17 protein-coding genes and 2 tRNA genes are annotated in these 24,084 nt (G+C 44.5%); 16 read left to right on the top strand and 3 right to left on the bottom strand.

The window, feature by feature from the left end:
* Positions 1–16: 16 nt before the first annotated feature.
* The 4 genes from FD973_RS05370 (at position 17) to FD973_RS05385 (ending at position 4,050) form a co-directional block, all read left to right on the top strand.
* Positions 17–757 (top strand): 3-ketoacyl-ACP reductase, encoded by a 741-nt coding sequence (locus FD973_RS05370; RefSeq protein ID WP_215324584.1) that lies wholly within the window; start codon positions 17–19, stop codon positions 755–757.
* Between the two features lie 116 nt (positions 758–873).
* Positions 874–1,434, top strand: coding sequence for a polyhydroxyalkanoate synthesis repressor PhaR (gene phaR, locus FD973_RS05375; RefSeq protein ID WP_215324585.1), 561 nt, complete (start codon positions 874–876; stop codon positions 1,432–1,434).
* 2 nt (positions 1,435–1,436) lie between these two features.
* Entirely contained in the window at positions 1,437–2,795 is a 1,359-nt protein-coding gene (gene rimO, locus FD973_RS05380) for a 30S ribosomal protein S12 methylthiotransferase RimO (RefSeq protein ID WP_215324586.1), read from the top strand.
* 70 nt (positions 2,796–2,865) lie between these two features.
* Entirely contained in the window at positions 2,866–4,050 is a 1,185-nt protein-coding gene (locus FD973_RS05385; protein ID WP_215324587.1) for an acetyl-CoA C-acyltransferase family protein, read from the top strand.
* 34 nt (positions 4,051–4,084) lie between these two features.
* Here FD973_RS05385 and serB read toward each other — a convergent pair whose 3' ends face one another.
* Positions 4,085–4,975 (bottom strand): phosphoserine phosphatase SerB, encoded by an 891-nt coding sequence (serB, locus tag FD973_RS05390; protein ID WP_215324588.1) that lies wholly within the window; start codon positions 4,973–4,975, stop codon positions 4,085–4,087.
* A gap of 21 nt (positions 4,976–4,996) precedes the next feature.
* Positions 4,997–8,539: a transcription-repair coupling factor gene (mfd, locus tag FD973_RS05395; protein ID WP_215324589.1), complete on the bottom strand. Its 3,543-nt coding sequence runs from the start codon at positions 8,537–8,539 to the stop codon at positions 4,997–4,999.
* A 23-nt stretch (positions 8,540–8,562) separates the two neighbouring features.
* On the opposite strand from mfd, the gene ispD reads away from it, so the two are divergent.
* The 9 genes from ispD to FD973_RS05440 all read left to right on the top strand — a co-directional run bounded on the left by ispD (position 8,563) and on the right by FD973_RS05440 (position 17,814).
* The gene (gene ispD, locus FD973_RS05400) at positions 8,563–9,312 is read left to right on the top strand and encodes a 2-C-methyl-D-erythritol 4-phosphate cytidylyltransferase (RefSeq protein WP_215324590.1); all 750 of its coding nucleotides are present in this window, start codon (positions 8,563–8,565) and stop codon (positions 9,310–9,312) included.
* A 9-nt stretch (positions 9,313–9,321) separates the two neighbouring features.
* On the top strand, positions 9,322–9,825 hold the full coding sequence (ispF, locus tag FD973_RS05405; RefSeq protein ID WP_215324591.1) for a 2-C-methyl-D-erythritol 2,4-cyclodiphosphate synthase: 504 nt from the start codon (positions 9,322–9,324) through the stop codon (positions 9,823–9,825).
* 79 nt (positions 9,826–9,904) lie between these two features.
* Positions 9,905–9,991: transfer RNA gene (locus tag FD973_RS05410), tRNA-Leu, on the top strand.
* A 57-nt stretch (positions 9,992–10,048) separates the two neighbouring features.
* Positions 10,049–11,386, top strand: a complete 1,338-nt coding sequence (gene tig, locus FD973_RS05415; protein ID WP_215324592.1) for a trigger factor — start codon at positions 10,049–10,051, stop codon at positions 11,384–11,386.
* Between the two features lie 30 nt (positions 11,387–11,416).
* Positions 11,417–12,046 (top strand): ATP-dependent Clp endopeptidase proteolytic subunit ClpP, encoded by a 630-nt coding sequence (gene clpP / locus FD973_RS05420; protein ID WP_215324593.1) that lies wholly within the window; start codon positions 11,417–11,419, stop codon positions 12,044–12,046.
* Positions 12,047–12,074: 28 nt separating this feature from the next.
* Positions 12,075–13,436: an ATP-dependent Clp protease ATP-binding subunit ClpX gene (gene clpX / locus FD973_RS05425; protein WP_215324594.1), complete on the top strand. Its 1,362-nt coding sequence runs from the start codon at positions 12,075–12,077 to the stop codon at positions 13,434–13,436.
* Between the two features lie 191 nt (positions 13,437–13,627).
* Positions 13,628–16,060 carry an endopeptidase La gene (gene lon, locus FD973_RS05430; protein WP_215324595.1) on the top strand — a complete coding sequence of 811 codons (2,433 nt, stop codon included), beginning with the start codon at positions 13,628–13,630 and terminating at the stop codon, positions 16,058–16,060.
* A gap of 105 nt (positions 16,061–16,165) precedes the next feature.
* Positions 16,166–16,241, top strand: a tRNA-Val gene (locus tag FD973_RS05435).
* 109 nt (positions 16,242–16,350) lie between these two features.
* Positions 16,351–17,814 (top strand): peptidylprolyl isomerase, encoded by a 1,464-nt coding sequence (locus FD973_RS05440; protein WP_215324596.1) that lies wholly within the window; start codon positions 16,351–16,353, stop codon positions 17,812–17,814.
* A 12-nt stretch (positions 17,815–17,826) separates the two neighbouring features.
* Here the strand turns inward: FD973_RS05440 and FD973_RS05445 are convergent, their stop codons facing one another.
* Positions 17,827–18,498 (bottom strand): arylesterase, encoded by a 672-nt coding sequence (locus FD973_RS05445; protein WP_251368848.1) that lies wholly within the window; start codon positions 18,496–18,498, stop codon positions 17,827–17,829.
* Between the two features lie 2 nt (positions 18,499–18,500).
* On the opposite strand from FD973_RS05445, the gene FD973_RS05450 reads away from it, so the two are divergent.
* Genes FD973_RS05450 through FD973_RS05460 form a run of 3 tightly spaced genes read left to right on the top strand, consistent with a single transcriptional unit; the run spans position 18,501 to position 24,008 of the window.
* Complete coding sequence (locus FD973_RS05450; RefSeq protein ID WP_215324597.1) at positions 18,501–19,175, top strand: ABC transporter ATP-binding protein; 675 nt, start codon at positions 18,501–18,503, stop codon at positions 19,173–19,175.
* 21 nt (positions 19,176–19,196) lie between these two features.
* Positions 19,197–23,234 (top strand): phosphoribosylformylglycinamidine synthase, encoded by a 4,038-nt coding sequence (gene purL / locus FD973_RS05455; protein WP_215324598.1) that lies wholly within the window; start codon positions 19,197–19,199, stop codon positions 23,232–23,234.
* Between the two features lie 3 nt (positions 23,235–23,237).
* Positions 23,238–24,008 carry a spermidine synthase gene (locus FD973_RS05460; protein WP_251368849.1) on the top strand — a complete coding sequence of 257 codons (771 nt, stop codon included), beginning with the start codon at positions 23,238–23,240 and terminating at the stop codon, positions 24,006–24,008.
* The last annotated feature ends 76 nt before the right edge of the window (positions 24,009–24,084 follow it).

Here is a 24,084-nt window from a genome sequence, read left to right on the forward strand (position 1 = left end):
TTAAAAGGGGAAAGTAATGTCTCAAAAAGTCGCATATGTAACTGGTGGTATGGGTGGTATTGGTACCGCTATTTGTCAACGTCTTGCTAAGGATGGCTTTAAGGTCATTGCTGGTTGTGGTCCTAATTCACCACGTAAAGATCGTTGGATTGCTGAACAAAAAGCCCTTGGCTATGATTTCATCGCCTCAGAAGGTAACGTTTCAGACTGGGATAGCACTGTTGCCGCTTTTGACAAGGTAAAGGCTGAAGTAGGTCGTGTCGACGTATTGGTAAATAACGCAGGTATTACTCGTGACAGCGTGTTCCGTAAGATGACACCTGATGCATGGAAAGCGGTTATTGATACAAACCTGAACTCTTTGTTTAATGTAACGAAGCAAGTGATCGATGGCATGGTCGATAACAACTGGGGTCGCATTATCAATATCTCCTCAGTAAATGGACAAAAGGGTCAATTTGGTCAGTGTAACTATTCCACTGCTAAAGCAGGTTTACATGGTTTCACTATGGCTTTGGCTCAAGAAGTCGCAACTAAAGGCGTTACTGTAAACACCGTTTCACCTGGCTATATCGGTACAGATATGGTGAAGGCTATTCGTGAAGATGTGTTGGAGAAAATCGTTTCTGGTATCCCTGTTAAGCGTTTGGGAACTCCTGAAGAGATTGCTTCTATTTGTTGCTGGATTGCTTCAGATGATGGTGGCTATGCAACTGGCGCAGACTTCTCGCTAAATGGTGGTATCCATACTGGTTAATATTGCACTGCAACAATAAACAGTATTTGCAGTACGCAACACAGCGTATTTACCTTTTGGTCAAACTAAGGCTAAACTACGCTGATGTTGCGATGCAGTAAAGAGTAAGGAAAAAAATGGTAACCCGCGCAAAACGAGCCGGCGAAGATCGGCTCATCAAAAAGTATCCCAATCGTCGCCTTTACGATACCCAGACAAGTGCATATGTCACCTTGTCCGACATCAAAGGTTTGGTCATGGCAAATGAAGTATTTAAGGTTGTCGATGCTAAAACTGAAGAAGATTTAACGCGCAATATTTTGCTGCAAATTATTCTCGAGGAAGAGGCTGGTGGTGCCCCAGTCTTCTCATCGCAAATGTTGTCTCAAATCATTCGCTTCTATGGAAACTCCATGCAAGGTTTGATGGGTAATTATTTAGAAAAGACAATGCAATCTTTTGTCGATATCCACAATAAACTTGGTGATCAAACAAAGGGCCTCGGTGCAGGAAGTACTCCGGAGGCTTGGTCTCAAATGATGAATCTGCAAAATCCGCTAATGCAAGGCTTGATGGGAAACTACATGGAGCAAAGCAAGGATCTTTTTATTAAGATGCAAGAGCAAATGCAGGGTTCACAAAATATTTTTGGAAGCTTTCCATTTACGACTCAGCCTAATAAAACTGAAAAAGAATAGTTGTGGCTGGAAAAATTGGTTTTGTCTCCTTAGGCTGTCCTAAGGCATTAGTAGATTCTGAGTTAATCCTTACGCAACTGAGTGCGGAAGGTTATGAAACTGCTAAGGATTACTCAGGCGCAGATCTCGTAGTAGTTAATACTTGCGGCTTTATTGATTCAGCTGTTGAGGAGAGTCTCTCAGCAATTGGTGAGGCCTTGGCTGAAAACGGTAAAGTGATTGTAACCGGCTGTCTTGGCGCGAGAAAAAATCCTGATGGAAGTGATCTCATCTCGACCATTCACCCCAAAGTGCTTGCAGTTACAGGGCCACACGCTACCGATGAGGTCATGCAGGCAATTCATTTGCATCTGCCAAAGCCGCACGATCCATTTACAGATTTAGTTCCATCAACTGGTGTTAAGTTAACTCCAAAACATTACGCCTACCTCAAAATTAGTGAGGGCTGCAATCATCGCTGTACTTTTTGCATCATCCCCAGTTTGCGCGGTGATTTGCTATCTCGACCAATAGGAGAGGTTTTGCTTGAAGCAAAACGCTTGTTTGAGTCAGGCGTTAAAGAGTTATTGGTTGTCTCTCAAGATACGAGTGCTTATGGTGTGGATATTCAATATCGCACAGGCTTTTGGGATGGAAAGCCTGTAAAGACCAAAATGTTTGATTTGGTGAGTGCCTTAAATCAAATCGCCCGAGAATATAAGGCTTGGGTCAGATTGCACTATGTTTATCCCTATCCACATGTGGATGATGTCTTGCCTTTGATGGCTGAATTTTCTGAGCACGGTTACGGAGTTTTGCCTTACCTTGATATCCCTTTGCAACATGCCCATCCAGATGTGCTCAAGCGGATGAAACGGCCTGCTAGTGGCGAGAAGAATTTAGAGCGTATTTTGGCTTGGCGTTCAGCATGTCCAGACCTAGTTATTCGTAGTACTTTTATTGCGGGTTTCCCTGGTGAGACTGAAGAGGAATTTGAATATCTACTGCAATTCTTGGATGAGGCTCAAATTGATCGTGCGGGATGTTTTGCATATTCACCGGTTGAGGGCGCAACTGCCAATCAATTAGATAATCCAGTGCCTGAGCAAATTCGGGAAGAACGTCGTGCCAGGTTTATGGAAAAGGCTGAAGCCATCTCTGTTGAGAGGCTTGCTAAAAAAATAGGCAAACGTATTCAGGTCATTGTTGATCGTGTCGATGACTCTGGTGGAATAGGCAGAAGTATTGGGGATGCCCCTGAAATTGATGGTTTGGTGCGGGTTTTTCCGCCAAGTAAGCCTTCAAAAAGGTATCGTGCCGGAGAAATTATTCGAGTTTCAGTCATAGGCTCCCAAGGGCATGACCTAATAGCCGAAACTTGACTAATGTTATAAAAATGATGGTTGAATTATTAATTTAGCCCAATTTGTGGGCTTAGATAAGGGGATTAATATGAGTCGTGATGTCGTTGTCTTGAGTGCAGTTCGTTCCGCAATCGGTACCTTTAATGGCGCTCTCAGTAGTTTTGAGCCCTCCGAGCTTGGCGGTATCGTGATGAAAGAGGCGGTTGCTCGCTCTGGGGTTGATCCAGCATTAATTAACTATGTCACTGTTGGTAATACTATTCCGACAGACAGTCGCTATGGCTACGTTGCACGTGTTGCATCCATCCAGGCCGGCCTGCCAATGGAATCTGTTGCAATGGCATTAAATCGTCTTTGCAGCTCTGGATTGCAAGCAATTGTTACTACTGCCCAACAAATTATGTTGGGTGATTGCGATTACGGTATTGGTGGTGGTGTAGAAGTGATGTCACGCGGTATGTATGGTTCCCCAGCAATGCGCAGTGGTGCTCGTATGGGTGACACCAAGATGCTTGACTTGATGGTGGCGATTTTGACTGACCCATTTGGCGTTGGTCATATGGGTGTTACTGCAGAAAACCTAGTAGAAAAATGGAAGCTAACACGTGAGGAGCAAGATGCTCTTGCAGTTGAATCTCACCGCCGTGCTGCGAATGCTATTAAAGAAGGTCGCTTTAAATCTCAAATCGTTCCGATCACCATCAAAACTCGTAAGGGTGACGTGGTGTTTGATACCGATGAGCATGTAAAGCCAGACACCACTATGGAAACACTAGCCAAGATGAAGGCAGTGTTCAAAAAAGAGGGTGGTTCAGTAACTGCTGGTAACGCCTCAGGCATTAATGATGGTGCTGCATTCTTTGTTTTGGCTGATGCTGAAACTGCAAAGAAAGCAGGTCAAAAGCCAATCGCTCGCTTGGTATCCTATGCAATTGCTGGTGTACCTAATCACATTATGGGTGAAGGCCCAATTCCTGCGACTAAGATTGCTCTAGAGCGTGCTGGTCTGAAATTAGATCAAATCGACGTGATTGAGTCTAATGAAGCATTCGCAGCGCAAGCACTCGCGGTGACCAAAGGTTTGGGATTAGATCCTGCTAAAACTAACGTTAATGGCGGCGCTATTGCATTGGGTCACCCAATTGGTTGCTCTGGTGCAGCTATTGCTACTAAGGCGATTCATGAGTTACATCGTGTTCAAGGCAAATATGCGTTGGTAACAATGTGTATTGGTGGTGGTCAAGGTATTGCGACTATTTTCGAGCGCCTGTAATTATTCAAATTACCTATGATCTCTTAAGTAAATCTTAAGAGATCAACAGTAAGGCAGCATCCAAGCCGACATGGTCAAAAGCCGCGTCGGCTTTTTCTTTAACTACAGGTTTAGCTTTATAGGCAACGCTAATTCCTGAGCCATTCATCATGATTAAATCATTCGCACCATCACCCATGGTGATGGAATTTGCTTTAGTGCAGCCAAGACGTTCACATACTGCATCCAGGTGAGCCGCCTTTGCAAAGCCGTCGACGATATCACCGAGCACTTTACCGGTTAGCTTGCCATCAATAATCTCAAGTGTATTGGCTTGGGTTTGTTTAATTCCAAGTTGTAACCGCAATTTTTCGGTAAAGAATGTAAAGCCTCCAGATACAAGCAAACTATAAATTCCGCGTTCATTAGCACCCGCTAAAAGTTCGGCTGCTCCAGGATTGGGTTTTAAGCGTTCTCGGTACACTGATTCAAGTGCGTCAGCGTGAACGCCTTCAAGTAAGGCGACACGCCTTCTCAAGCTTTCTTTGAAGTCTTTAATTTCTCCGCGCATTGTGGCTTCAGTGATTGCAGCAACAGCGGATTTTTTACCTGTGAAATCAGCTATTTCATCAATACATTCGATATTGATGAGAGTGGAATCCATATCCATCGCTAAGACTTGAATGTCTTGTGAAACTAAATCAGCACGCAAGAAACAGAGATCGGTGCTGTAATTTGATGCAATGCTTCTGAGCGCCTCTCTTTGAAGGGTATCTAGATTAGCACTGCATTCCCAACGCGCACTATAGTAGGCGCCATTAAATAGTTGATCACCAAGGGTATGCAAACTGACGCCTATAAGGTGAGCATGATTTTTTAATTCAAAAACCAGCTTTTCTGCGATAGGCGTTCTAGAAAGAGCAACAAGAGTTTGATGGTTTGCCATAGATTGAATAATAGTGGATGACTAACTTGCCTTGACGCTATTAAGGACGGCGGATTCATTTAAGCGACGCAGGACTTGCCGAATGGCATCGAGGCGTTGTTCCAGCTTCTCAAATTCGCGATCTTTTTGCGGAAGAACCTTGAGCTTATCTTGACCATTTAATTGAATAAATTTTGAAGACTGAATCAATTGGATAATCTTCATGGGGTCAATAGGTGGATTAGGAATAAATTGAATCTGAATGGCAGCTGGGGTGGCATCAATCTTTTTTATTCCAAATCCTGACATCTCTAATCGTAGGCGATGAGTTTCATAAAAAGACTTAGCTTGATCTGGAAGATTGCCAAAGCGGTCTACCAACTCCTCTCGTAAACCCATTAATTCAGAGAAATCATTTGTCCCAGCAAAGCGCTTATACAAAGATAAGCGTTCATGCACATCGGGACAATAATCCTCAGGAAGTAGAGCAGGAACCCCTAAGTTAACATCAGTTGTCGCCTGCAGTGGCGAGAGTAAATCAGGCTCTTTACCACTTCGTAAAGATTTGACTGCGCGATTTAACATTTCTGTATATAGCTGAAAACCAATCTCATGAATTTCACCAGACTGCTTATCACCTAAAACTTCACCAGCACCGCGGATCTCAAGGTCATGCATCGCTAAATAGAATCCAGAACCCAATTCTTCCATTGCTTGAATGGCGTTTAAACGTAATTGCGCTTGTTTACTCAAAGCCTCGGGGTCTGGAACTAATAGATAAGCATAGGCTTGATGATGTGATCTGCCAACACGTCCACGAAGTTGATGTAACTGGGCTAAACCAAACTTATCAGCGCGGTGCATGATGATGGTATTGGCGGTAGGCACATCAATACCCGTTTCAATAATGGTGGTGCATAAAAGGATATTGGTTCGCTGAGTAACAAACTCACGCATTACCGACTCTAATTCGCGCTCATGCATTTGGCCGTGCGCTACGCTAATACGGGCCTCTGGAATAAGCTCTTGTAATGCATGCTTACGATTTTCAATCGTTTCAACTTCGTTATGTAAAAAATAGACCTGACCTCCACGTTTAATTTCGCGTAACACTGCCTCACGAATAACGCCATCACCTTCTCTGCGCACAAAAGTCTTAATTGCTAGACGTTTTTGTGGGGCGGTGGCGATAATAGAAAACTCGCGCAAACCTTCCATCGCCATTCCTAGGGTTCTAGGTATCGGTGTAGCTGTTAATGTCAGAATGTCTACCTCGGCACGCAGTGCTTTAAGCGCATCTTTTTGACGAACACCAAAGCGATGCTCTTCATCCACGATCACTAGGCCTAAATTAGCAAATTGCGTTTCTTTGGAAAGTAATTTATGCGTGCCAATAATGATGTCTGCTTCACCTTTAGCAATGGCTTCAAGTGCAGCATTAATTTCTTTGCCTGTTTTAAAGCGCGATAGCTCGACAATCCGCACAGGCCAGTCTGCAAATCGGTCTTTCCAAGTGGCGACATGTTGTTCTGCAAGTAGTGTTGTTGGTGCCAGAATAGCTACTTGTTTACCGCCCATTACCGCTACAAAACTAGCCCTTAGTGCAACCTCGGTCTTACCAAAACCCACATCGCCACACACCAATCGATCCATTGGTGTGCCACTAGTCATATCACCAATGACTGCGGCGATAGCATTGGCTTGATCTGGCGTCTCCTCAAATCCAAAGCTCTCAGCAAATGCAGCATAGTCATGAGCAGAAAATTCAAAAGCGTGACCTTTCCGAATTGCTCTTGCCGCATAAAGTCCTAAGAGCTCTGCAGCCGTATCCCGAATTTGTTGAGCAGCTTTGCGCTTAGCCTTATCCCACTGACCAGAACCTAGTTGATGCAAGGGTGCTGAATCAGGATCAGATCCTGCATAACGCGTCACCATTTGTAGTTGTTGCACCGGAACATACAAGGTTGCTTGACCTGCGTATTGCAGGTGCAGGAATTCTTCAAAGATTGGCGCTTCTTTGGGGGGTGCTAAATTTAAAATGACTAAGCCTTGATAGCGACCAATGCCATGTTCAGCATGCACTACTGGATCACCAATCTTGAGTTCAGATAGGTCCTTGAACAGCATATCCGGATCGGCACTCTCGGATCCTTTGCCCTTGCGTCTTTGTCTGGCTGTAGATGTAAATAGCTCCGCCTCGGTAATGATGAGCAAGTTCTCTGCAGGCCATAAAAAGCCATTAAAGAGTGGGGCTGTCACCAAGCCAAATGAAGAATCGCTTTTTACAAATTCGGCGATGCTCTCAAAGCTCTCAGGCTTTAAGGGGTATAGTGGCTTGCCATCTTGACCAGATACTGCGTTACTTTCTTCCAATAGTTGTCGAATGGATTCTTTGCGACCAGCGCTATCACTGCAAATAAGAACCCTGAGCTTTTCTTGGGAAACTAATGCTCTTAAACGAGACAGCGGGTCAGTATCGCGGCGATAAACGGCAATATCTGGAACCGACAAAAACAGAGGCTCTTCAGTAGTTTCCTTTTCGAGCGATATACGGGCATATGGTTTGGAGATAGAGAAGAATTCATCAACATCCAAAAATAATTCTTTGGGATCAAGAATCGGTCGATCAAGATCGTGCTTGAGAAACTCATAACGAGAGAGGGTGTCTTTCCAAAAGCCTCGAATGGTTTCTTCTATAGCGCCTGTACTTACAAGCCATACTGGATCTCCAGATCGGGGAAAGTAGTCAAAGACATTGGATTGCTCTTCAAAAAAAAGCGGCAAATAAGATTCAATGCCTGCACTAGGAATGCCTAGATTTGCGTCTTTGTAAATCGAGCAACGAGTGGGATCGCCTTCAAACACTTCGCGCCATCGACCCCTGAAGGCTGTTCTGGATGCATCATCAAAGGGGAACTCATGACCAGGAAGAAGTCGAACTTCTTTGACGGGGTAGAGGCTACGTTGGGTATCAGGATCAAAAGCCCTGATTTGCTCAATTTCGTCGCCAAATAAATCTAGGCGATAGGGAAGGCTAGATCCCATTGGAAATAGATCGATCAGTCCACCGCGAATACTGTATTCACCTGGGCGCATTACTGCACTTACTGGATCGTAACCAGCCTGTTGGAGTTGTAGTTTGAGCGCTGCCTCATTGAGCTTATCCCCTTGTCGGAAGAAAAAGGTATGCCCTGATAAGAAATTTGGTGGACCTAAGCGCTGTAGAGCGGTTGTGATTGGTACTAGAACAATGTCGCAACTTCCATTTAGTAATTCATAAAGAGTTGCTAAACGTTCAGAGACCAAATCTTGGTGAGGAGAGAAGTGGTCATAGGGAAGGATCTCCCAGTCAGGTAAAAGACGCACTTTAAGTTGCGGAGCAAATGCAGGAATTTCTTCAAGGAGGCGTTGGGCCTCTTGCGCTTGTGCGCAAAAGATCACCATGACGGAATAATCACTTCGATAGCGTAGGGCAGTTTGGGCTATTAATGCTGAATCAGCCGAGCCAACTAGGCCTGAAAAGGTAAAGCGCTGCCCAGCCCGCGGTGCGGGTATGGGGGGTACAAGATTTAATGCATCTGACATCTATGCTCATTATAGAATCAGGCATGAGCACTGAAAATCATTCAAACAAGAAATGCCATGCGCTTCTACCAACAGCGGGTACAGGTTCCCGTCTTGGCGGTGAGCTGCCCAAGCAGTTTCAGATGCTTGCTGGCAAGCCTATGCTTTCTTATGCGCTTGATGCATTTCTAAAATCCCCTCGTATACAGACGATTTGGATAGGGGTGAGCCCTGGATTTATTGAGAATCCGATTTTGAAGACGATTGCCGCTACCAATAGCGATATTCATTTTTTACCAACAGGTGGCCCAACAAGGCAAGAAACAGTACGCAATACATTAGCTGCAATGCTGAAGGCTGGTATAGCTGAGGATGACTGGATTTTGGTTCATGATGCCGCTAGGCCTGGGATAACACCCGCATTAATCGAGAAGTTAATTCATTCTGTAGAGGGATCTAGTGCTGGAGGCATTTTGGCAGTTCCCCTTGCCGATACCCTTAAGCAAGCAGATCTTGATTCGGTTATTGCGGGAAATATTCCGCATTCAGAAAGAACTATTCCACGCGAACATCTCTGGCAAGCGCAAACTCCGCAAATGTTTGGTTTAAAACAATTGCATGATGCTCTTGAGAATGCAATTCGTCTTGAGGCAGATGTGACCGATGAAGCAAGCGCAATTGAATTGGCTGGCGCCAAACCATTATTGATAGAAGGTGCAGCGCGTAACTTCAAGGTTACCCATCCCGCGGATTGGGAATTAATGCAACTGCTACTCAGTTCAGTTACCAAATAAAGACCTAATATGACCCAAAGTCCTACTCATATTCCACAATTTCGCATTGGCCAAGGTTACGATGTGCACGCATTAGTAGCCAATAGAAAGCTCATTTTGGGTGGAGTGCATGTGCCTTACGAAAAAGGCCTCTTGGGCCATTCAGACGCAGATGTCTTGTTGCATGCTTTGACTGATGCTTTGCTGGGGGCGGCTGGTTTAAACGATATTGGGCAGTTATTTCCAGATACTGACCCGCAATTTAAGGATATGGATAGCCGTATTTTGCTTAGGGCAGCTTTGCAAAAGGTTCAGGCCGCAGGGTTTCATATCGGCAATGTGGATGCAACAATCATCTGTCAAAAGCCAAAACTAGCTGATTTTTTGCCCGAAATGGTCAGAAATATAGCCACCGATTTGGCTGTTACCCCCAGCCACGTGAATCTCAAGGCCAAGACAAATGAATCTTTGGGTCACCTTGGAAGGGGTGAGGGCGTTGCCGTGCATGCGGTTGCTTTGCTCTATAAGGCCTAAAAGAACCTCTAAAACCGCAGGCATTGTAGAATTACGGTCTTTAGAGTGAAGTTTAAGCTTGGTAGTTTTGCGGATGTTCGCGAGGATGGCGAAATTGGTAGACGCACCAGGTTTAGGTCCTGACGCCAGAAATGGTGTGGGGGTTCGAGTCCCCCTCCTCGCACCACAAGATTACTACTTGGCTTGGACTTCACATTTCCAGATCTTCATTTAATAGACGAGAATGGCTGTGCAGATAGAAAATTTAGGTTCACTAGACCGCAAAATGACTTTGGAATTCGCCCGTGCCGATTTGGCAAAAGCGCGCGAAGCCCGTTTGGCTAAAGTTGGTAAGACCATGAAAATGGCTGGCTTTCGTCCAGGCAAAGTGCCAAAGAACCTCGTTGAAAAACAGCATGGTATGCAAGTGGACTTTGAACTCCAGTTTGATAAGGCTGCTGAACTCTTTTATGAGCAAGCCCAAAAAGAAGGCGTAGCTTTAGCGGGACAACCTCGCCTTGAGCCAAAGAGTGAGCTTGATGCTGAGAAGGTGGTCTTTGATGCCTTCTTTGAAGTATTGCCAGAAGTGAAAATTGGTGACTTTAGCGCTGCTGAAGTTACAAAGTACACAACAGAAATTGGTGAAGCAGAAATTGATCGTGCTTTAGATGTGTTGCGTAAGCAGCAAGTTCATTACCATCCACGTGGTGAGGCTGGTGCTCACGGTGATGGGGGTGCGGATACATCAGCACAAAACGGCGATCAAGTTGTTATCGACTTCGTTGGCAAAATCGATGGCGTTGAATTTGCTGGCGGCAAAGCTGAAAACTTTGAATACGTTTTAGGTGAAGGCCGTATGCTTCCTGAGTTTGAGGCTGCAACTTTAGGTCTTAAAGCGGGTGAGAGCAAGTCTTTCCCGTTAAGCTTTCCAGCTGATTACCATGGCAAGGATGTAGCAGGCAAGACTGCTGAGTTCACTATTACTGTTAAGTCTGTAAATTGGCCACATCTTCCTGTAGTTGATGATGCGTTTGCATTGTCATTGGGTGTTACTGAAGGCGGTGTTGCAAAAATGCGCGCTGAAGTAAAAGAAAATTTAGATCGTGAAGTGAAGCGTCGCATTACTTCATTGTTGAAAAATGATGTAATGGATAAGCTCAATGAATTATGTGAACTCGATGTTCCTAAATCATTGGTTGCTTCTGAGCAAGAACGTTTAGTTGAAACTGCTCGTCAAGATTTAATGCAGCGTGGCGTTCCAAATGCTAAAGATGCGCCTATTCCTGCGGAGATTTTTGCAGAACAAGCGACTAAGCGTGTTCGTCTTGGTTTGATCTTGAGTGAGTTGGTCAAAAAGCAAAACTTAGCTGCAACTGCGGATCAAATTAAAGCTGAAATTGATGAGCAAGCTGCTACCTACGAAGATCCAAAAGAAGTTGTTCGTTGGTTCTACAGCAATCCGAGTCGCTTAAAGGATATCGAAAATCTCGTTCTCGAAGATAACGTGATTAAATATTTCACATCCCAAGCTAAAGTAAGCGACAAGGCTGTGACATTTGAAGAGCTCAGCAAGCTAAACTAAGTCATCTATTTACCCATAAGAGGTTTCGAAATGATCTACAACCATTCTCAGTCTGAAAATCTAGAACCAAAAGGCTTGGGCTTGGTTCCAATGGTGATTGAAACCTCTGGCAGGGGTGAGCGTGCATACGATATCTACTCCAGATTATTGCGCGAGCGCGTTGTTTTCTTGGTTGGTGAAGTAAATGATCAAACAGCCAATTTAGTGATTGCTCAGCTATTGTTCCTTGAGAGTGAAAATCCAGATAAAGAAATTTCTCTGTATATCAACTCTCCTGGAGGGTCTGTTTCAGCAGGTTTAGCTATCTACGACACCATGCAATTTATTAAGCCGCACGTAAGTACTTTATGTATGGGCATGGCTGCCAGTATGGGTGCGTTCTTGTTGTGTGCTGGTGAAAATGGCAAGCGTTATGCATTGCCTAACTCACGCGTAATGATTCATCAACCTTTAGGTGGTGCTCGCGGCCAAGCTTCTGATATCGAGATCCAAGCACGTGAAATTTTGTATTTACGTGAACGTTTAAATAAAATTTTGGCAGACCGCACTGGTCAATCGATTGAAACCATTGCAAAGGATACAGATCGCGATAACTTTATGTCGGCAGAGCAAGCACGCGAGTATGGCTTGATCGATAAAGTGATTGAAAAGCGTCCTTAATTCTTATTAGATATTCATAGAGTTCATCTTGAGCGATACCAGCACAACAAATTCTTCAGAAAAAGTCCTGTATTGCTCTTTTTGCGGTAAGAGCCAGCATGAAGTTAAGAAATTAATTGCGGGTCCTTCAGTATTTATTTGTGATGAGTGCATCGATTTGTGTACTGACATCATTCAAGAAGAAATTTCTAAGCTTCCTAAAGAAGAGGGTGATGAATCTTTACCCACCCCTCACCAAATCCGTGAAAATTTGGATCAATATGTAATTGGTCAAGATCAAGCAAAGAAAACTTTGGCAGTGGCCGTTTACAACCATTACAAGCGTTTGCAATATTTGCCAAAGCCAAAAAAAGAGAAGTTAGATAAAGATGGGAAGCCTGTAGAAAGCGCAGACAAGAAAGAATCTAAACTTCCTGCTAAAGCCATGGTTGATGGCGTTGAATTGGCCAAGAGCAATATTTTATTAATTGGTCCAACAGGTTCCGGCAAAACATTGTTAGCGCAAACCTTAGCGCGTATGTTGGATGTGCCATTTGTTATGGCTGATGCAACTACCTTGACTGAGGCTGGATATGTTGGCGAGGATGTGGAAAACATTATTCAAAAGCTGTTGCAAGCTTGTGATTACAACGTAGAAAAAGCGCAGCGTGGCATTGTCTACATCGATGAGATCGATAAGATCTCTCGTAAGTCTGATAACCCATCGATTACACGGGATGTATCTGGTGAAGGTGTTCAACAGGCTTTATTGAAGTTGGTTGAAGGAACAATGGCCTCAGTACCACCACAAGGTGGACGTAAACATCCTAACCAAGACTTTTTGCAGGTTGATACAACCAATATCCTGTTTATTTGTGGTGGCGCATTTGATGGGCTTGAAAAAGTTATTCAGCAGCGTACTGCCAAGACTGGTATTGGCTTTAATGCAACCGTACCTGGAAAAGACGATCGCGGTGTAAGCGATCTTTTGATTGAGGTTGAGCCAGAGGATTTGATTAAGTTCGGCTTAATACCCGAGTTAATTGGCCGTTTACCAGTTGTTGCAACCTTGGCCCAGTTGGATGAAGAGGCATTAATTCAGATTTTGACGGAGCCCAAAAATGCTTTGGTTAAACAGTACCAGGCACTTCTCACAATGGAAGGGTCTGAACTAGAGGTGCGTCGGGAAGCACTGTCTGCCATCGCTAAGAAGGCAATTGCCCGTAAAACAGGCGCTCGTGGTCTTAGGTCTATTCTTGAGGGCTCCCTAATGGATGTGATGTACGACCTACCATCCATTAAAAATGTGCAAAAAGTAGTAATAGATGAAAGCAGCATTGCTGAGGGTGGCAAGCCACTATTGGTCTATAAACAGGATGACGAACAGGCTGAATTGAGCAAAAAAGCTTAATTTCCTAGGGTTTTCGCTATTTTTGGGGCATTTTTGCCCCTTTTTTGTCTTTTTACCCCTTGTTTTTCTATAAAGCCTACCCATATAGGTAGTATGCTACTCATGAATAATGTCTGTATTTAGTGTTTATTGATTTAATTTTCACTAATGAAGACTTTTTTGAGGTTTGTTTACTTTGGAGGATTTGCCCCATGCCTGGCCACTTATTACTACCCTCTGAACCTATTCAACTACCTTTGCTCCCTTTAAGGGACGTGGTTGTATTTCCCCATATGGTGATCCCATTGTTTGTGGGTCGCCCAAAATCTATTAAAGCCCTTGAGGCTGCTATGGAAACGGGTAAAAATGTGCTCTTAGTTGCCCAAAAAGCGGCTGCTAAAGATGAGCCTGTGATTGAAGACCTCTATGAGGTTGGTTGTATTGCCAACATACTGCAAATGCTTAAGCTTCCTGACGGCACCGTTAAGGTGCTTGTTGAGGGTGTGCAACGTGCAGAAGTTAGTCAAATTGAAGATAGCCTTGGCTACTTTAATTGTGAAGCTACGCCTACCGCAATTAATGTCATCGATGCTCATGAAACTGAAGCCCTGCGTCGTGCGATCATGGCTCAGTTTGATCAATATGTAAAACTGAACAAGAAAGTTCCTCAGGAGATTCTTGCTTCCTTGGGTGGTATAGATGATCCAAGTCGCTTAGCGGATACTATTTGCGCCCATCTGCCGGTCAAGCTAGAACAAAAGCAACGCCTGCTTGAAATGACGGATGTTGTTCAGCGTTTAGAGAGCCTGTTGGCGGATCTCGAAAGTGAGATTGACATACTGCAAGTTGAAAAGCGTATTCGTGGTCGCGTGAAGCGCCAAATGGAAAAGAGTCAGCGCGAGTACTACCTTAATGAACAGGTAAAGGCGATACAAAAGGAGTTAGGTGAAGGTGAAGAGGGTGCAGATCTCGAAGAGCTTGAGAAGCGCATCAAGGCTGCACGCATGCCTAAAGAGGCTTTGAAAAAAGCGGAATCAGAGCTCAAGAAACTGAAATTGATGTCTCCGATGTCCGCTGAAGCTACGGTCATTCGTAATTTTATAGATACCTTAGTCAATCTCCCTTGGAAGAAAAAGACCAAGATTAATAATGATCTCGCCAATGCTGAAAAAGTTTTAGATGAAGATCATTACGGTCTTGATAAGGTTAAAGAACGTATTTTGGAGTATCTCGCAGTTCAGCAACGTGTTGATCGTGTTAAGGCCCCGATACTTTGCTTGGTAGGCCCTCCGGGTGTTGGTAAAACCTCTTTAGGTCAATCCATTGCCCGCGCTACCAATAGAAAGTTTGTGCGCATGGCTTTGGGTGGCGTTCGTGATGAATCTGAAATTCGTGGCCATCGTAGAACCTATATTGGCTCTATGCCAGGCAAGATTCTGACTAGCCTTACAAAGGTTGGTGTACGCAATCCTTTATTCCTGCTTGATGAAGTCGACAAGATGGGGATGGACTTCCGCGGAGATCCTGCTAGTGCTTTGCTTGAGGTTTTAGATCCAGAACAAAATCATACTTTTCAGGATCATTATGTAGAGGTTGATTTTGATCTGTCGGACGTCATGTTCGTGGCAACTTCGAATTCTTTGAATATTCCTGGCCCATTGCTGGATCGTCTTGAGATTATTCGTTTGGCTGGCTATACAGAAGATGAAAAAACCAGCATTGCCGTGAACTATTTAATTCCGAAACAGATCAAAAATAATGGTCTAAAAAAGGATGAGTTAAAGATCGAAGACAGTGCCGTACGCAACATTATTCGCTACTACACACGCGAGGCTGGAGTTCGTTCATTAGAGCGTGAAATTAGCAAGATATGCCGTAAGGTTGTCAAACTCCTTCTATTGAAGAAAGAGGCGGCTCCTGTTGTGGTGAATGCGGATAACTTGGAGAAGTTCTTATCTGTTCGTATGTTCGACTTTGGTCTGGCTGGAAAAGAAAACCAAGTTGGTCAAGTGACAGGTTTGGCTTGGACTGAAGTCGGTGGTGATTTGCTTACTATCGAGGCGGCTGTAATGCCTGGTAAAGGCGTGATTACTCGCACTGGTTCAATCGGTGATGTAATGAAAGAATCGGTTGAGGCTGCGCGAACAGTTGTTCGATCAAGAGCAAAACGTCTTGGCATAATTGATGAGTCTTTTGAGAAGAAAGACATCCATATTCATTTCCCAGATGGCGCAACGCCAAAAGACGGCCCATCAGCCGGTATTGCCATAACAACCGCCTTGGTTTCTGTATTTACAGGAATACCAATTCGATCTGATGTAGCCATGACGGGTGAGATCACTCTGCGCGGTGAGGTTCTTCCTATTGGTGGGCTAAAAGAGAAGCTTTTAGCTGCTCATCGCGGCGGAATTAAGTTGGCCTTAATTCCTGAAGAAAATGTAAAGGATCTGATTGATATTCCTGATAACGTTAAAAACGCAATTGAGATTATTCCTGTACGCTGGATTGACAAGGTTTTGGAGTTGGCTTTAGAGCGAATGCCAGAAGCCTTGCCTGATCCAACGCCTGAAGAGCTTGCTAAGAAGGCAGCGGAAGCAAGCAAGGCAAGTGAAAAGGGTGCTTCGGCCGACATTCTTAAGCACTGAAATTAGAGCGATTTTCACTAAACCTATCCTGGCTGATAAGGTGGGTTTAGTGGATTTCTTACCCTAAACCCACGCTTAGGTTACAATCTCACCTGTAATATTTTGGGGCGCTTAGCTCAGTTGGTAGAGCGTCTGCCTTACACGCAGAATGTCGGGAGTTCGAGCCTCTCAGCGCCCACCAAATTATTATGATTTTTCTTTCTTATGCCTGCTCTGGCAATCCAATACCCCTCAGCTGTCTCACCCTAGTACACTCGTGGTATTGATAATTTTTACTAGCGAACTTTTACATGTTTGATACCGTCCGTAAGCATCAAAAAATATTGCAACTCATATTAATGTTGTTGATCGTCCCTTCATTTGCTTTCTTTGGGATATCCAGTTATTCGAGCTTTATGGACAAAGAGACTGATCTTGTTAAGGTGAGTGGCAAGCCGATTACCGCTCAAGAAGTTGACAATGCTGCAAAAAGACAAGCAGAACGCGTAGGGGGTAATTCACAACTTGCGCAAAGTGTTCAATTTAGACAAGCCATCTTGAATGAGTTGGTTCAGCAACGTATCGTTGGATTTGCTGTTAATAGTTTGCGTCTACAGGTGGGCAAAGAAGCTTTAATTAAAAGCTTGCAAAATATTCCGCAGATACGCGCACTCTACAAACCAGATGGTAGTTTTGACGACGCGCGTTTTAAGCAGCTCTTGGCCGGCAGTGGAATAAATGAAGAGCAGTTTTACGCTAGTCAAGCTTTTGATTTAAAAATCGGGCAACTGGTAAATTCAGTAGCCCGTACTGAAATTCCCGCTCCAAAATTATCTGACATTGTTTCAACCTTGTATGAAACTGAGCGCCAAGTTCAGATTCTCTCTTTTGATGCTAAAGATTATTTATCAAAGGTAAATCCATCACAAGAAGAACTTCAGGCTTTTTATACAGCCAATGCGAAACTGTTTGAAAGTCCAGAATACGTTGATGTTGAATACATTGTTTTAAAAGCTGATCCAAAAGAAGATGCAAAAGCATTTAGTGAAAAGGCAGATCAGTTCGCCAACATGACTTATGACCAGTCTGATAGCTTGAAGCCTGCTGCCGATAAGTTGAAATTGAGTGTTCAAACACAAAAGGGTTTAACTCGCTCTGGAGTAACTGGTGTAGCAAAGGATCACCCATTGGCTAACCCTAAAGTGGTGCAATCATTATTTGGTGATGAGGCGGTAAAGAATAAGCGCAATATCGAAGCCATTCAAACTTCTCCAGGTGTTTTTGTTTCGGCACGCGTAGTGACTTTTCATCCAGCTCAAACTTTGCCTTTTAATGAGGTGGCAGCGGAAGTAAAGCGTCAGGTCAGCCAACGTATGGCTGAGAAGCTGGCTGTTGCCGCCGCTGCTGAACGTTATTCCGCTCTAGAAAAGGATCCAAAAAATGCTACTGGCTTTGCTAGTCCCATATGGATTTCAAGAAACAAGCCAGGAAATTTAGTCGGCGGGGCGCTTGATAACGTGATGTCTGTCAACCCAGATAAATTTCCAGCAATTGTCTCAATTCCGAATCCTGGTGTGGGAACCACCTTGTATCGCGTAGACCAAGTTCGTCAGCCAACAGGTGTTGATGCAAAAGTACATAAAGCGCAGGCTCAACAAATTCAGGCGCTTGCTGCACAATCTGAATTTGCGGGCTTTATGGCCTACTGGCGTGATGTTGCGGGCGTAAAGGTGATAAACCCTCTTAAAACTGCGTCATCAGGCGCAGGAAGTTAATAACTTAATCGCTTACTTGCTTTTGAGAATTTTTTGAAATGGGGCCATAGCGCCCCATACGTTTTTAAAAAGGATGTCTTGCGCTTTCTCATTTGGGTGCATTCGATCTGCCTGAAATAAATTCCCATCGGCGGCAACGCCATTTAGAAAGAAAGGCAAGAGATCTATTTGCTCTTGGCGAGCTATCTTAGGGTATAAATCTCGAAATTGCTGAGTGTATTCCTGACCGTAATTGGGTGGAATTTGCATACCAAACAAAAGCACTTTAGCCCCAGATTTTTTGCTCATTTGAACCATCTGACGTAAATTTATTTCTGATTCTTGAATGGATAGTCCACGCAATGCATCATTAGCACCAAGCTCCAAAAGAACAATACCTGGCTTCTTTTGATCTAATAGCTTAGGCAAGCGAGTAAGTCCTCCAGCGCTGGTTTCGCCGCTAATGCTGGCATTAAATACATTCCATGGACTGCCTTGTTTTTGCAGTTCGTTTTCTAGCAGTTTGACCCACCCAGATCCCCTTACTAATCCATATTCTGCCGACAGGCTATCGCCCATCACGAGAATGGTGGTATTGGTTTGAGCATTGGTAGCAAATGAAATAAACAGGCAAAATAGGGTGATTGCAAGGTTTGTAATTGCAATTTTCTTGTTGAAGAAGTTCAACCCCATTTTTTGATTCATATATGAGTATTCCAGCTAAAGTAGTAAGCGTAAATCATCTAGGCAAGCAAGTTGTATCGAGTGATGGAATGCTGACCATTTTGCACGACATTAACTTTGATGTCTTTGCTGGGGAGAGTGTCGCTATTACAGGCGCATCTGGATCGGGTAAAAGCACTTTGCTTGGGTTGTTAGCTGGGCTGGACTCTCCGACTTCAGGAAGCGTTGAGTTGGTTTCCCAAAATCTCAATCAATTAGATGAGGATGGTCGGGCGAAATTAAGGGGTCAAAAGGTAGGGTTCGTATTTCAATCTTTTCAATTGCTTTCCCATTTGACAGCGCTTGAGAATGTAATGCTCCCAGCAGAGCTCAATGGCCTAGAAATGGCCAAGGAAAATGCGCTAATCTGCTTAGAGCAGGTGGGATTGAGTGAGCGAGCCAATCATTTTCCTAAAACCCTATCTGGTGGAGAGCAACAACGCGTGGCCCTTGCAAGAGCTTTCATAATGAAGCCTGCGATTCTGTTTGCTGATGAGCCCACTGGTAGCCTAGACGAAACAAGTGGAAATAGGGTGATTGAACTCCTTTTTGACTTAAATCGGGCTAATCAGTCGACCTTAATTCTGGTTACCCATGATCAGGCCTTGGCGGAGCGGTGCCAACGCCAATTACATCTTCAGGGCGGGCATTTGGTATAGGCAAAACCTTATAATCTAGGGATGTCTTTTTATCACTTTTTGCCTGGCGCAGATGCGCTTTCCCCCTTCCGCCAACAGCGACTTCTTGCTAATTTAGCTGCTCAAGGGGTTGTTCTTGAGTCTATCGAAGGTCAATACCTTCATTTCATATGGTCAAGGGCTGAACTGAGCCCCCAAAACCAAGAGGTCTTGGCAAGTCTTCTAACCTACGGACAGCCTTTTGCTTCAAAAATTCACCCTGGCAAGTCCTGGTTTGGTGGTAGCAAGTCGGAACATCAGGGTGCGATAGTTATTCCGAGGTTTGGAACTGTATCTCCATGGGCCAGTAAGGCTACTGATATTGCTCGTCAATGCGGATTGGATGTGTTGCGTCTTGAACGTGGTGTCCAGTTTTCTTGGAAGAGCAAAAAGGATCTCACTGCAGAGCAGAAACAATTAGTTTTGGCTGCAGTACACGACAGAATGACTGAGGCCGTAATTGATTCAACGGATGCGGCTAATGCTTTATATCAAACATTGGAAGATAAGCCATTAGCTCGTATTCCTGTGATGTCAGAAGGAAGAGCAGCGCTCGATAAGGCCAACCTTGAATTGGGTCTTGCTTTATCTGATGATGAAGTTACATATCTTGTAGAAAACTTTACACGACTTCAGCGCAATCCATCAGATGTTGAGCTAATTATGTTTGCTCAAGCAAATAGCGAACATTGTCGTCACAAGATATTCAATTCTAGTTGGACTATTGATGGTGATGATCAAGAGCGATCATTATTTGCCATGATTCGTAATACGCATCAACTTCAACCAAAGGGCACTATAGTTGCCTACTCAGATAACTCAGCTGTGATGATTGGATGTGAAGCGGAGACTTGGGTTCCGCAGGGTGCAGATCACCGCTATGAAAAAGATACTCGCTTAGTTCACACCTTAATGAAGGTGGAGACACATAACCACCCAACCGCTATTGCTCCATTTCCAGGAGCATCTACTGGAGCTGGTGGTGAAATTCGTGATGAGGGTGCAACCGGAGTGGGTGGTCGACCTAAAGCGGGTCTTACTGGCTTTTCGGTATCTAATTTGAATATTCCAGGCACAGATCTTCCTTGGGAAACTGAAAGATACGGCAAACCAGAGCGCATTGCGACACCATTGCAAATCATGATCGAGGGTCCGCTTGGTGGCGCTGCTTTCAATAATGAGTTTGGTAGACCCATTCTTGGTGGATATTTCCGAGTCTTTGAGCAGACCTTGGATGGCACTCGACGTGGTTACCACAAGCCCATCATGATTGCAGGCGGAATTGGCAGTATTGATTCCATTCATACCGAGAAAAAAGCTATACAGGCAGGGCATTTGTTGATTCAACTAGGTGGTCCGGGTATGCGTATTGGTATGGGTGGCGCAACAGGAAGTTCTGTTGCAACAGGCACCAATACAGCAGATCTTGATTTCGATTCTGTGCAGCGTGGCAATCCAGAAATGGAACGAAGGGCGCAAGAAGTCATTAATGCCTGCCGTGCGCTAGGTGAAAATAATCCGATCGTATCAATCCATGATGTGGGAGCGGGTGGTTTATCAAACGCATTTCCTGAGCTCGCCGATGGCGCGGGTCTTGGTGCAGCATTCAAACTTCGCAGTGTTCCGCTCGAAGAGAGTGGCATGAGTCCTGCAGAAATCTGGTGCAATGAATCGCAAGAGCGTTATGTTTTAGCGATTGATGCAAAAGACCTGGATTTATTTAAATCTTTCTGCGAGCGTGAACGTTGCCCATTTGCAGTTGTTGGGCAAGCTACTGCAGAACGCCAATTAAAGTTGAGTGACACCAAACAAGCCGCCGATACCGATGCAGCATTACCCATTGATATGCCGATGGAAGTCTTGCTTGGCAAGCCTCCAAAGATGCATCGTAATGTTCAGCGTGTATCTCAAGAGTTTAAGGAGTTAGATGTTACTGATGTTGACCTAGCGCAGTCAATTGCCTGGGTATTGCAGCAGCCTACTGTTGCTAGTAAGTCATTCTTAATTACGATTGGCGATCGAACCGTTGGCGGCCTTAACGCACGTGATCAGTTTGTTGGTCCTTGGCAAGTGCCTGTGGCTGACTGTGCAGTCACGATGATGGATTACAAAGGCTATCGTGGTGAGGCGATGTCGATGGGGGAGAGAACCCCATTGGCGGTTATTGATGCACCTGCAGCGGCACGAATGGCAGTGGGTGAAGCTATTACCAATTTATTAGCTGCGGACATTATCGGACTTGATGGAATAAAACTTTCTGCAAACTGGATGGCTGCTTGCGGTGCTCCTGGAGAAGATGCGAAGTTATATGACTCGGTAAAAGCAGTGGGTATGGAGTTGTGCCCAGCACTCGGAATCTCTATTCCCGTTGGAAAAGATTCGCTTTCGATGGCTACAACTTGGCAAGATGGTGGCGAAACCAAAAAAGTGGTGGCACCCGTTTCTTTGATTATTTCTGCATTTGCTTCAGTGCAAGATGTTCGCAAAACGCTGACCCCACTACTTCAATTAAAGGATCAAGCTGGATCTTCGCTTGATACTGAGCTCATCCTCATTGATTTAGGTCGCGGCAAAAATCGTATGGCCGGAAGTATCTTGGCACAGGTCTTAGATCAATCAGGCAAAACAGCGCCAAACATTGATAACCCAGAAGACCTTAAAGCATTTGCTAGTGCAATTATTCATCTTCGCAAAGAAGGTAAATTGCTGGCCTATCATGATCGTTCAGATGGCGGGTTATTAGCTTGTATTGCTGAAATGGCGTTTGCTTCTCATTGTGGCATCTCGATGAATGTCGATATGATCGCGATGGATGTCGATCAAGAACCCGATTATGGAGATGCCAAAAATTGGGCGCAACAGATTTCAGGCCGTCGTCATGAACAGACTATGCGCGCTTTATTTAATGAGGAACTTGGCGCTGTGATCCAGGTTCGCAAAGAAGATCGCGATTCTGTTTTTGCTGTCCTCAGAACATTCGGTTTGAGTGCGTGCAGTCACGTGATTGGCAAGCCAAACACCAATGGGCGTATTGAAATCTGGCGTGATGCTAAGAATATTTTTGCAGAGCCACGTGAAGTACTGCAGAAAATGTGGACCAATACCAGTTACCAAATTGCTCGATTAAGAGACAACCCTGCGTGTGCAGATAGTGAATTTTCCCTGCTGGATAACATCTCTGATCCTGGCATGACACCAAAACTTACCTTTGATGTCGCCGAGGATATATCTGCACCTTATATTGCAAAAAATGTAAGGCCAAAAGTGGCGATCTTGCGTGAGCAGGGTGTTAATTCCCATGTTGAAATGGCTTATGCGGTAAATTGGGCTGGATTTGATAGTTACGACGTCCATATGTCAGACCTATTGAGTGGCAAAGCCAAACTAGATGACTTTAGAGGTCTAATCGCTTGCGGTGGTTTTAGTTATGGCGATGTCTTGGGTGCTGGTGAGGGGTGGGCGAAGACTATTTTGTTTAACCAACAGCTTCGCGATCAATTTTCTACATTCTTTAATCGTCAAGATAGTTTTGCTTTAGGTGTCTGCAATGGTTGCCAAATGATGAGCAACCTCTCGGGAATCATTCCTGGTGCAGAAGCATGGCCAAAATTTACGCGCAATCAATCAGAGCAATATGAGGCGCGTTTAGTTATGGCGGAAGTGATGTCTTCACCGTCGATCTTCACTCAAGGTATGGAAGGTAGTCAAATCCCGATTGCTATTGCGCATGGCGAAGGGTATGCCAACTTTAACCAACAGGGAAATCTAGAGCAGATTCAGCAGCAGGGTTTAGCAGCGTTTCGCTTTGTAGATCATCAAGGCAATCCAACGGAAGTCTATCCAATGAACCCTAATGGTTCACCAAGTGGATTGACCGGAGTTACCACGCCTGACGGTCGCTTTATGGTGATGATGCCCCATCCAGAACGCGTATTTAGAGCGGCACAGATGAGTTGGTGTCCGCCGGAGTGGCTAAATATTCCAGACGGAGCAAGTCCTTGGTTACGCTTATTCCGCAACGCGCGACGCTGGGCTAATTAATACATGCTGGATCAAGCGATGGAGCCGGTTACTTTTTCCGAGAGTGGGGGAATTCGCTATCTCCATTTTGGAACAGAACTCATCCAGGGAGCGATGCGTATTCGTGATCCCGATGAAATCTATCTCGAATACAACCAGCAGATGATGGCCTGGCTTCTCTTTTTGGAAACTAAGCCAGGTATGAAAGTTGCCCAGCTTGGTCTTGGTACAGGAGCATTAACCAAATTTCAACATCGGCATTGCCCATCTGTAAAGACGACAGTTGTAGAGTTAAATCCCGCAGTCATTGTCTCTGCGAGATCCATGTTTTTTACACCTGACGATGATCGCAAACTTGAAACCATACAAACCGATGCAAAGCAATTTGTTCAAAGCTCAAAGAATAAAAATCAGTTTGATGCCGTTCAGGTTGATTTATACGATGCTATCTGCGATGGTCCCGCTGTAAGTTCCCTAGATTTTTACAAGGGGTGTTACGACATCCTCAAAGAGCCAGGTGTTATGACGGTGAATTTATTTTCACGTCATAAAAGTTTTAATCTCAACCTAAAGAACATTTGCGAAGCATTTAATAATCGAGTGCTTCTTTTCCCAGAATCACATGATTGCAATGTCGTAGCAATGGCATTTAAGGGTCCAAAGTTGGAGGCTGAATGGCAGGAAGTCTCCAAGCGCGCAAAGCTCTTACAAGAAAAAACTGGGCTTGCTACCAATAAATGGGTTGCAGGAATTAGTCGTGAGAATGCACGACAAGAGTCGAAGTTGTCTATTTGAAAAGACAATTTATAGATAACAAAAAAGGCGATCAATTGATCGCCTTTTCTCTTAGCGTTTCATGGAAACGCTTGGA

It is taken from the genome of Polynucleobacter sp. MWH-Braz-FAM2G (assembly GCF_018687635.1).
GTDB lineage: Bacteria > Pseudomonadota > Gammaproteobacteria > Burkholderiales > Burkholderiaceae > Polynucleobacter.

Coding starts and splice junctions, on each gene's coding strand:
- ispD (WP_215324590.1), top strand. CDS start 8,563: ATGAGCACTGAAAATCATTCAAACAAGAAATGCCATGCGCTTCTACCA.
- tig (WP_215324592.1), top strand. CDS start 10,049: ATGGCTGTGCAGATAGAAAATTTAGGTTCACTAGACCGCAAAATGACT.
- purL (WP_215324598.1), top strand. CDS start 19,197: ATGTCTTTTTATCACTTTTTGCCTGGCGCAGATGCGCTTTCCCCCTTC.
- lon (WP_215324595.1), top strand. CDS start 13,628: ATGCCTGGCCACTTATTACTACCCTCTGAACCTATTCAACTACCTTTG.
- serB (WP_215324588.1), bottom strand. CDS start 4,975: ATGGCAAACCATCAAACTCTTGTTGCTCTTTCTAGAACGCCTATCGCA.
- FD973_RS05370 (WP_215324584.1), top strand. CDS start 17: ATGTCTCAAAAAGTCGCATATGTAACTGGTGGTATGGGTGGTATTGGT.
- phaR (WP_215324585.1), top strand. CDS start 874: ATGGTAACCCGCGCAAAACGAGCCGGCGAAGATCGGCTCATCAAAAAG.
- FD973_RS05460 (WP_251368849.1), top strand. CDS start 23,238: ATGCTGGATCAAGCGATGGAGCCGGTTACTTTTTCCGAGAGTGGGGGA.
- FD973_RS05440 (WP_215324596.1), top strand. CDS start 16,351: ATGTTTGATACCGTCCGTAAGCATCAAAAAATATTGCAACTCATATTA.
- clpP (WP_215324593.1), top strand. CDS start 11,417: ATGATCTACAACCATTCTCAGTCTGAAAATCTAGAACCAAAAGGCTTG.
- FD973_RS05385 (WP_215324587.1), top strand. CDS start 2,866: ATGAGTCGTGATGTCGTTGTCTTGAGTGCAGTTCGTTCCGCAATCGGT.
- ispF (WP_215324591.1), top strand. CDS start 9,322: ATGACCCAAAGTCCTACTCATATTCCACAATTTCGCATTGGCCAAGGT.
- FD973_RS05450 (WP_215324597.1), top strand. CDS start 18,501: ATGAGTATTCCAGCTAAAGTAGTAAGCGTAAATCATCTAGGCAAGCAA.
- mfd (WP_215324589.1), bottom strand. CDS start 8,539: ATGTCAGATGCATTAAATCTTGTACCCCCCATACCCGCACCGCGGGCT.
- FD973_RS05445 (WP_251368848.1), bottom strand. CDS start 18,498: ATGAATCAAAAAATGGGGTTGAACTTCTTCAACAAGAAAATTGCAATT.